Annotated in this window: 8 protein-coding genes; 6 read left to right on the top strand and 2 right to left on the bottom strand. The window is 61.7% G+C overall.

Translation table 11 applies throughout. The features are described from left to right. Nucleotides 1-272: glycosyltransferase family 2 protein (locus ACILSE_RS18725; RefSeq protein WP_395718955.1), on the bottom strand; the 272-nt coding region annotated here is incomplete at its 3' end. A 45-nt stretch (nt 273-317) separates the two neighbouring features. Further along, on the bottom strand, nt 318-1,490 hold the full coding sequence (locus ACILSE_RS18720) for a beta-ketoacyl synthase N-terminal-like domain-containing protein (RefSeq protein WP_395718954.1): 1,173 nt from the start codon (nt 1,488-1,490) through the stop codon (nt 318-320). A 279-nt stretch (nt 1,491-1,769) separates the two neighbouring features. On the opposite strand from ACILSE_RS18720, the gene ACILSE_RS18715 reads away from it, so the two are divergent. From ACILSE_RS18715 to ACILSE_RS18690, 6 genes are all read left to right on the top strand, one after another. Continuing rightward, nucleotides 1,770-2,135, top strand: coding sequence for a polymer-forming cytoskeletal protein (locus tag ACILSE_RS18715; RefSeq protein WP_395718953.1), 366 nt, complete (start codon nt 1,770-1,772; stop codon nt 2,133-2,135). Nucleotides 2,136-2,150: 15 nt separating this feature from the next. Next, on the top strand, nt 2,151-3,251 hold the full coding sequence (locus ACILSE_RS18710) for a polymer-forming cytoskeletal protein (protein WP_395718952.1): 1,101 nt from the start codon (nt 2,151-2,153) through the stop codon (nt 3,249-3,251). A gap of 15 nt (nt 3,252-3,266) precedes the next feature. Further along, nucleotides 3,267-4,085, top strand: coding sequence for a L,D-transpeptidase family protein (locus tag ACILSE_RS18705; protein WP_395718951.1), 819 nt, complete (start codon nt 3,267-3,269; stop codon nt 4,083-4,085). Between the two features lie 70 nt (nt 4,086-4,155). After that, complete coding sequence (locus ACILSE_RS18700) at nt 4,156-5,148, top strand: zinc-binding alcohol dehydrogenase family protein (protein WP_395718950.1); 993 nt, start codon at nt 4,156-4,158, stop codon at nt 5,146-5,148. Nucleotides 5,149-5,327: 179 nt separating this feature from the next. After that, nucleotides 5,328-6,497, top strand: a complete 1,170-nt coding sequence (locus tag ACILSE_RS18695) for a class I SAM-dependent rRNA methyltransferase (protein WP_395718949.1) — start codon at nt 5,328-5,330, stop codon at nt 6,495-6,497. A gap of 139 nt (nt 6,498-6,636) precedes the next feature. After that, complete coding sequence (locus ACILSE_RS18690) at nt 6,637-8,727, top strand: TonB-dependent receptor plug domain-containing protein (RefSeq protein ID WP_395718948.1); 2,091 nt, start codon at nt 6,637-6,639, stop codon at nt 8,725-8,727.

Raw genomic sequence — 8,727 nt, 5'->3', positions numbered from 1 at the left:
TCGGGCGTGAGCTCCTCATCGCAGTCCAGCGCGAGCACCCACGGCTGCGAGCACAGCGTGAGGCAGTGGTTCTTCTGCGCCGTGTAACCGAGCCAGTCCTGATGCACGAACTTCGCGCCAAACTCGGCGGCGATCTCCGCCGTGTGGTCTTTGGAACCCGAATCAACGATCACGATCTCCTGCGCCAGCCCGTCCGCGCTGGCGAGACAGCGGCGGAGATTGGCCTCCTCGTTGAGGGAGATGATGGAGATCGAGAGCGGCAGCCGGGACATGCGGTGCGCGACTTTCGCGCATCCACCGCCGGTGCCAAGCACGAATCAAACCACGGCGAGCGACACCGCCGCATTGTGGCCGCCCATGCCGGAGGCAAGTTTGATGACGCGGTCGCCGGACCGCACCTGGAGAGGTGTCTCATTCAAAGGCAGGCCGCACGCCGGCGGCGTCAGTCCCGGCAGCCCCCCGGGCAGCCAGCCTTCGCGCATGCAGGCGGCCAGCAGCGCGACATCGAGCAAACCGCTCGCGCCGAGAGCATGCCCCGTGTGCGGTTTCAAAGGTAGCAGCGGCACGCGCCTGCCGTCCAGGCCACGCAGCAGCGCCGGCGGCTCGACGCGGGCGTGGTTCACCGTGCCCGTGGCATGCGGACACACGGCGGCCAGCCTGTCCTTGTCCCCCGCCTTTAACACAGCACGCACACAGTCCGCGATGCCGCCGCCATCCTCAGGGATCATGAGCGCGTCATACGCGTCGCTGTTCGCGGAGTAATGCTCGACCCGGCACAGGACGCGCCGGCTGGCATCACCACGCTCGAGCGTCACCGCGACGGCCGCCTCGCCGGGGAGGAAGCCGCTGGTGGGTGTTTGGCCTTGGAGCGCGAAGGGATCGTTGACGCCGTTGCTGGAAAGCAGCCCCGTGTCGCGAAAATCTCGCAGCAGTTCCGGCACGAGCGGCAGATCCACGGCCACCACCATCGCCCGTGGAGCCAGGCCGCTGCCCACGGCCATCCACGCCAGGCCCAGCGCGTCGAGCCCGGAGCAGCAGCCGTTCGAAATCATCTGCCACGGCCCGCGGATGCCGAGCTCGATGCTCACCGCCGCGGCGATTTCACTATGCATCGTGTTGCTGGCACTGAACTTGCGCAGAGGTCTGCGCCATGTGTTTTCTCCCAGCATTTCTCCTGCGTTCCCCCGGCTGCTGGCCGCGAACAGCCAGGCGTCCCGCCCCATCTCCAAAGACCAGCCCGCCTGAGCTGCCGCCAGCTTCGCCACATGAGCCGCAGCATTGCTGGCGGCTCCATAGCGTCGTCCTTTCAGCATCTCCCGCGCCGGCAACAATCCCACGGGCAACGCATCAAAGTCAGCGAGCGTGGCAAACCTTCCGCCAAGGGCATGGACTCCCGTGCGGCGCTCACGCAGCGCCTCCCGGCAGGCATCAGCTCCCAAACCCAGCGCACAGACCGTCTCCACGGCTGTGATGAACACAGATTCCATCATGACTCGACACAGCCGCAAAACTCACGCTACGCAACTCCATCAAACAAACCCGTCACATCCAATTCACAAAAAAAAGCAAGCCAAAGATTGACACTCAACTTAATAGACCGCTATATTTTCACCCTCATGTTAAGGCAAATCATTGGACAACCCGAAGGGCAGAAGGACGACCGGCGTTCCGAAGTCAGCGCACCGGCTCCTGCAGCCGAGCGCTCCCCCATTCTCTCCGCCGCGCCCGCTCCTGCTGCACAACCCATACGCACTCACTCAGCTCCCGTCATGACCACCAGCAAAAACGTTCTCGCCAACGACGTCGAAATCAAAGGCTCCATCAAATTCTCCCACGATCTCATCATCGACGGCAAGATCGAAGGCGAGGTCATCTCCGATGGCAGCCTGACCGTCGGTGAAAACGCTTTGATCAAGGGCGAGGTCAAGACCCGCTCCGTCATCATTTTCGGCAAAGTCGAGGGCAACATCACCGTCGCCGAGCGCTGCGAGCTCAAGAGCAACGCCATCCTTGTCGGCGACATCGCCGCGGGCACCCTTGCCATCGAAGAAGGCGCGACCTTCATGGGCCAGTCTCAAGTCGGCAAGAAAGCTGAGTCGAAGCCTGCCTTCGGCGGCCCGAAACCCCAACCTTAACCTGCCTTAAATCGAGTGTTCGGGCGGCTCTTCGGCTCGAAGTCCAGCATCCTGCCCACACCACCGAAGCATCAAATCGAAGTGGTGTGCCCTGCTTGTGGCGCGGCTCAATACGAGCCGCGCCTCGTTGTTTCCACGTTTTGCAAAAAGTGCGGCGTGCATCTCACCGTGCACAAGCGCCGGGTCACCGCCTCCAACGTCACCCGCTCCGGGGCTGGCATGGCGGACGACTGGGGCAAAGATGATTCCCAGCAGAGCAGTTCCGGCCCCGGACCTTCTGCTCCCGTGGAACCCGCCGTTGCGGAAAAAACCGCGGTGCCTGCCGCGTCCGAGGCGCTCTCCCCGGCGGATGGATTCGGTGCCTATCTCCAAAGCCAGGGGCAGCCCCCCGAAACCGCCGCCCAGTCTTCTCCGGACGCAAAGCACGAGGATGCCGAGAGCATCACCGCCAGCATGCGACGCCCGCAGTCCAACTCACCGCCGCCGACGCCGTCACCTGCCCCGCAGACCGCCAGTTCCCTGCAAAAAATGAAGGACCAGGGGATGTACCGGAACCAGTATTTCAAGGACGCCGAATGCTTCGACTGCGGGCACAAGTTCAAGACCGGCCGCTCCGCCAAGTCCGCCAACTGCCCGGCCTGCGGAGCCTACATCTCCCTCGAAGACGTGGAGGTCAACATGACCTCCACCCAGTCCATCAAGACACGCGGTGATGTCCTTGTGCGAAAACGCGGCCGCATCTCCGCCAGCAGCGTCTTTTGCCGCGATCTCGAATGCCACGGCATCATCGAGGCCAACGTCACCTGCTCCGGTGACGCCACCTTCCGCACCACCGGCAGCATCATCGGTGAAATCCGCTGCAACCGCTTTGTGGTCGAAAAAGGAGCCGACGTCGCCTTCCTGAACCCGGTGCATGCCACCGAAGTCGAGATCCAGGCCCGCGTCACCGGCACCATCTGCAGCACCGGCCCGGTTTTGATTGCCAGCAACGGCTCCGTCAACGGCGACGTCACCGCGCGCTCCGTCTCCATCGAGCCCGGCGGCGAACTCAACGGCGCGATGAACATCGTGCGCGGCAAGCAGCCCCATGTGCCGGTACCGTCGTCGATGTCCTGAACCATGCGGCGCGGCATGAGAAAGCGCACCCTCCTGCTTCTCGCAGTACTGCTTCTTGTTGGCGGCCTTGCCTTGCATGAGGACTCCCGGCAAACAATCCGTCTCTGGCTTGGTTACCTCACGCAGATGATCACCCGCGAAACACTTCACCTGCCCTACAGCGCACCTCTGCCCGCGGAAAAGTGGCAGGCCATGAGCCCGGCCGCGCGCCTTTCCGACGTGCGCTCACGCCTGCTGCCCCGATTGAAGGAGGACCTCGCCGCGAAACAGCTCCAGCTCGGCCAGCCGGCCTTCATCCGCATCTTCAAGGAGACGCGCGAGCTCGAGCTCTGGCTCAAGGATGCCACCAACTCGTGGAAACTCTTCCGCAACTATCCCATCGCCACCTTCTCCGGCACCCTCGGACCCAAAACGCGTGAAGGCGACATGCAGGCACCCGAAGGCTTCTACACCGTCACACCAAAGCAGCTCAACCCCGCCAGCAGCTATCATCTCTCCTTCAACATCGGCTACCCCAACGCCTACGACCTCGCGCATCAACGCACCGGCAGCTTCATCATGGTGCATGGAAAAACAGTCAGCATCGGCTGCTTCGCCATGACCGATCCCCTCATCGAGGAGATTTACCTCGTTGTGGAAGCCGCCGTGAACAACGCCTCCGCCGTGCCCGTCCACATCTTCCCTTTCCGCATGACTGAAGAGCGGATGCAAAAAGCACACGGCTCGCCGCACCTCGAGTTTTGGAAAAACCTCCGCCCCGCCCACGCCATCTTCGAGAATGACAGGCGTGTCCCGCAAATCACCGTGGAAAACGGCGTCTATCAAGCCAGGTAAAAACACCAAACGCGTTCGCCAACCGGCCTTCAGCATTCATTTGTCATTACTCATTCTGGCTTTGTCATTCATGACCTCCCTCACCCTCACTGCCGCCAAAACTTTCGCCTGGACCACACTCCCCGAAGCCGCCTCTCCACAGGCGGGCGAGGCGCTCGTCGCCATCCGCGCCATCGGCATCTGCGGCACCGACTTCAGCGGTTATCTCGGCAAGATGCCCTTCATCGAGTTTCCGCGCATTCTAGGCCATGAACTCGGTGTCGAAGTCCTCGCCGTGGGCCCCGGCGTCAATCATCTCAAAGCCGGCGACCGCTGCTCCGTCGAACCCTATCTCAACTGCGGCACCTGCCACGCTTGCCAACGCGGCAGCACCAACTGCTGCGAAACGCTGCAAGTCCTCGGCGTCCACTGCGATGGAGGCATGCGCGAGCGCATGATCCTGCCCGCGCACAAGCTCCATCCGTGCAACGCGCTCGACTTCGAGCAACTCGCCCTCGTCGAAACCCTCGCCATCGGCTGCCATGCCGTCAACCGAGCCCAAGTTACCTCTGACGACGACGTGCTCATAATCGGCGCAGGCCCCATCGGCCTCACCGTGCTAGAATTCGCCCGCGCCGCGAACTCACGCATCACCATCCTTGAACTCAACGCCGCGCGCCGTGATTTCGTGGAGCAAAACTATCCTGGCGTCGAGGTTGTCGCCTCACTGCCTGATGAACCCGCCTTCCAAATCGTCTTCGATGCCACCGGCAATCCCGGCTCGATGGCCGCGGCACTGCGCTTCGCCCGCTTCACCGGCCGCATCGTTTACGTCGGCATCACCAAGGAACCCGTCCACATCGACGATCCACTCTTTCATCGTCGCGAACTCACGCTCCTCGCCAGTCGCAACGCCGTCACCTCCGATTTCCCGCGCATCCTCGGCATGATCCAGTCCGGCCGGATCAACACCCGTCCTTGGATCAGCCACAGGTGCGTGTTCGAGGATTTTCCCGCAAAGATGGACGAGTGGCTCACGCCCGAAGCGCGTGTGATCAAAGCGGTCGTGTCTCTCCCAAAATGACGAAACCAGAATGCCGAATGACGAATGAATGACCAAGCTCGAATGCCGAAACGCGGCTCGGCCTTCGCCATTGGTTCTTCGAACTTCATTCGTCATTCTGAATTCGCCATTCGTCATTTGCCCACAGCGCTCTACCATCGCTGAAACCGACCTCTCACCCACCGTCCCCCCTTCCCCCGATGCCCACACTCACCGTCCAGCCCCGCGCACGCCTCTTCCACGGCCACGTCTGGGTTTACGCCACTGAAATTCAAAAACGCTTCGGCGACCCCAAGCCCGGCGACGTTGTGCATCTTCAAGACGTGCGCGGCAAACCTCTTGGCAGCGCCATCTACAACCCGCAGTCGCAAATCTCCGCGCGCCTCTTCTCGTATCGTCGCCAGGATCTCGACCTCGACTTCTTCACACGCCGCATCCAGCGCGCCATCAAGGTACGTGAATCCTCCGGTGTCGATCTGACCCTCTGCCGCCTCGTCTGCAGCGAGTCCGACGGCCTCCCCGGCGTCATCATCGACCGCTACGGCGACTTCCTCGTGCTGCAGACGCTCACGCTCGCGATGGATCAGCGCAAAGAGCTCATCGTTCAGGCCCTCAACGACCTCTTGAAGCCACGCGGCATCATCGAGCGCAACGAAGCCGCCGTCCGCAAAGCCGAGGGCATGGAGCTCATCAAGGGCGTCATCAGCGGCGAGAGCCCCGAGCCTTACGTTGTCCGTCATCAAGGCAGCGCCTTCCACGCCGATCTCCTCGAAGGCCAGAAAACCGGCCTCTACCTCGACCAGCTCGATAATTACCAACACGTCGCCCAACTCGCCAAAGGCCGCCGCGTGCTCGATTGTTTTTCGAATCAAGGCGGCTTCGCCCAGGCCTGCGCCCTCGCCGGAGCCACCGAAGTCACCGCCGTTGACATCAGCGAGCCAGCCACCGCCGTCGCGAAACAGAACGCCACCATCTCGGGCGCGAAGATCGAGTGCATCGCCGAAAACTGCTTCGATTTCCTCAAGCGCAACGAAGCCGCGGGCTCGCGCTACGATTTGATCATCCTCGATCCGCCCTCCTTCACGAAAACCAAAAGCTCCGTGCGGGATGCGCTCCGCGGCTACAAGGAAATTCACCTCCGCGCCATGAAGATGCTCGAGCCTGGCGGCATCTTCGCCACCTTCACCTGCTCCCATCACGTCAGCGCCGGTGAATTCCACAGCAGCATCACCGACGCCGCCGTCGATGCGAAGAAAACGCTCCGCCGCATTGCCACCTACACGCAGCGCCCGGACCACCCCATCCTCGCCACCATTCCCGAGACCGAATATCTCCGCGGCTATGCCTACGAGGTCGTCGCCTCGTGGTGACCCGCCCAAAACGGTCAAAAAACGCGCTCTTCCGCGCCCTTTCCGGCCAGTTTTTGTCCAACGGAGCCCTTTCCCGCACATCGTGCGTGACGATGAAAAACCAGGCTGCTTTGATGCGGCCCGATTTTTCTCCCCGGACATGCGCACCGCTGCTTTTTGCCTTTTAATCCTCACCACCGCCGTTTCCGCCGCCGATACAAAGACGAGCAGGCCGGTTTCCATTCCTGAAGTCATCATCACAGCCACGCGCACTGAGAAAACATCCGCCAGCGTGCCTGCGGCGGTCAAGACGCTCGACAAAAAGCAGATGGAGGAGCGTCTCGTGCGCACCTTTCCCGAGGCCCTGCGGGAGACGCCCGGCGTCGCCATCCAGAAAACCTCCAACGGCCAGGGCTCGCCCTACATCCGTGGCTTCACCGGTTTCCGCAATCTGATGCTCATCGACGGCATCCGCTTCAACAACCCCACCTTCCGGGATGGCCCCAATCAGTATTGGAACACGATCGACCAATTCTCCCTGGGGCGTGTCGAAGTGCTGCCGTCCCAAGGCGGCACGCTTTATGGCAGTGATGCGATCGGGGGGACGGTGAACGCCTTGACCAGAGGGTCCGGCTATCTCAGTGAAGCCGAAGGCGGCTTCTTCGCGCATGGCCAGCTCGATTATCGTCATTCCACCGCGGAGCACAGCAATGTGGAGCACATTGAAAGCAGCATCGGCCAGGGGCAGCGCTGGGGTTTGCATCTCGGCGCCACCTTGGGCGAGTTTGGCGACGTCACCGACGGCACCGGCCAGCGCCAGCGCAACACCGGCTATGATCAGTGGGCCTTCAACATGCGGCTGGACATCTCGCTTGACGATCATTGGGCTTTCACGGCCGTGCACCAGCAAGTACGTCAGAACGATGTCTGGCGCACGCATGACACCACCAGCGGCGTTTCATTTGCTGGCACCACGATCGGAACGAACCGGATACGGCTATTCGACCAGTCACGCAGTCTTTCCTACGCACGCCTCGCCGGCACCGACCTGAACGGCATCATCGACGCAGCCAGTTTGACCATCTCATTCCAGACCGCCGCTGAAAATCAATACCGCGTCACTGGCGCAGGGGTGACGACTTATCAAGACGTGGATGTCAGCACCTTGGGTCTCGATCTCCAGTTTGAAAGCAGTTCCCCCATCGGAAAACTGATCTACGGCATCGATTACTATCACGACTGGCTGGAGACGGACGGCGCCAACAATTTTGCCGGTTCCGTGGCGGATGATGCGAGCTACGACCTCCTCGGGATATTCCTCCAGGATGAAATCGATGTGGGTGACCGTCTTCACTTCTTTGTGGGCGGCAGGTACACCCATGTCCGGGCGGATGCCGGCAAGTTCCAAGCGCGCAATCCCACAACAGGTGCCGCGGCGGGCATGGGCAGCTTCTCGGATGAATATCAAAACTTCTCCGCCAGCGCGCGCTTCATCATCGATCTGGATGAGCAGGACCATTACCAGCTCTATGGCGGTGTCTCCCAGGCCTTTCGCGCCCCGAACATGTCCGACCTGACACGCGACGACTTCTCACAGACCGGAGTTTTTGAGATCCCGTCGCCGGGACTTTCTCCCGAGACCTACCTGACCTACGAAATCGGGCTGAAAGCACAAACCGAGTCAGTCACCGCCAGCCTCGGCTACTTTTACACGCAAATTCATGACATGATTATTCGCCGTGTGATCACCGCAGGCCCGCCGGTTACCGTTTCAAAGGCCAATGGAGGCGACGGCTACATGCAAGGCGTGGAATTCGCCGCCCGGTGGCAGATCGACGCGCACTGGAGCGTGTTTGGTCACGTCGCCTGGGTGGAAGGCGAGTCCGGGCAATTCATCGGCAACACGAACCGAAAAGAAGACCAGCCCCTTGGAAAGGTCATGCCGCTCATCGGCTATGCTGGCGTGCGCTGGCAGACGAAGGACAGCCGCTTCTGGACCGAGCTTGTCGGCCTTTCGTATGCCCAGTCCTGGCGCATGAACGCCGCGGATCAGGCGGACACGTCCCGCGTCCCGACCAACGGCACCCCCTCCTTCCTTCTGCTCACCCTGCGTGGTGGCTGGAAGGTCACGGAGAACCTCATCCTAACCGCCTCGCTCGACAACCTGCTGAACAAAACCTACCGCTATCATGGTTCCGGCAGCAACGAACCCGGCTTCGGAGCCATGCTGGGTGCGACAGTGAAGTTTTAG

Source organism: Prosthecobacter sp., assembly GCF_044236155.1.
Classification (GTDB): domain Bacteria; phylum Verrucomicrobiota; class Verrucomicrobiia; order Verrucomicrobiales; family Verrucomicrobiaceae; genus Prosthecobacter.
The sequence above is the reverse complement of the archived record's forward strand: the minus strand, read 5'-3'. Positions and strand labels throughout refer to the sequence as shown.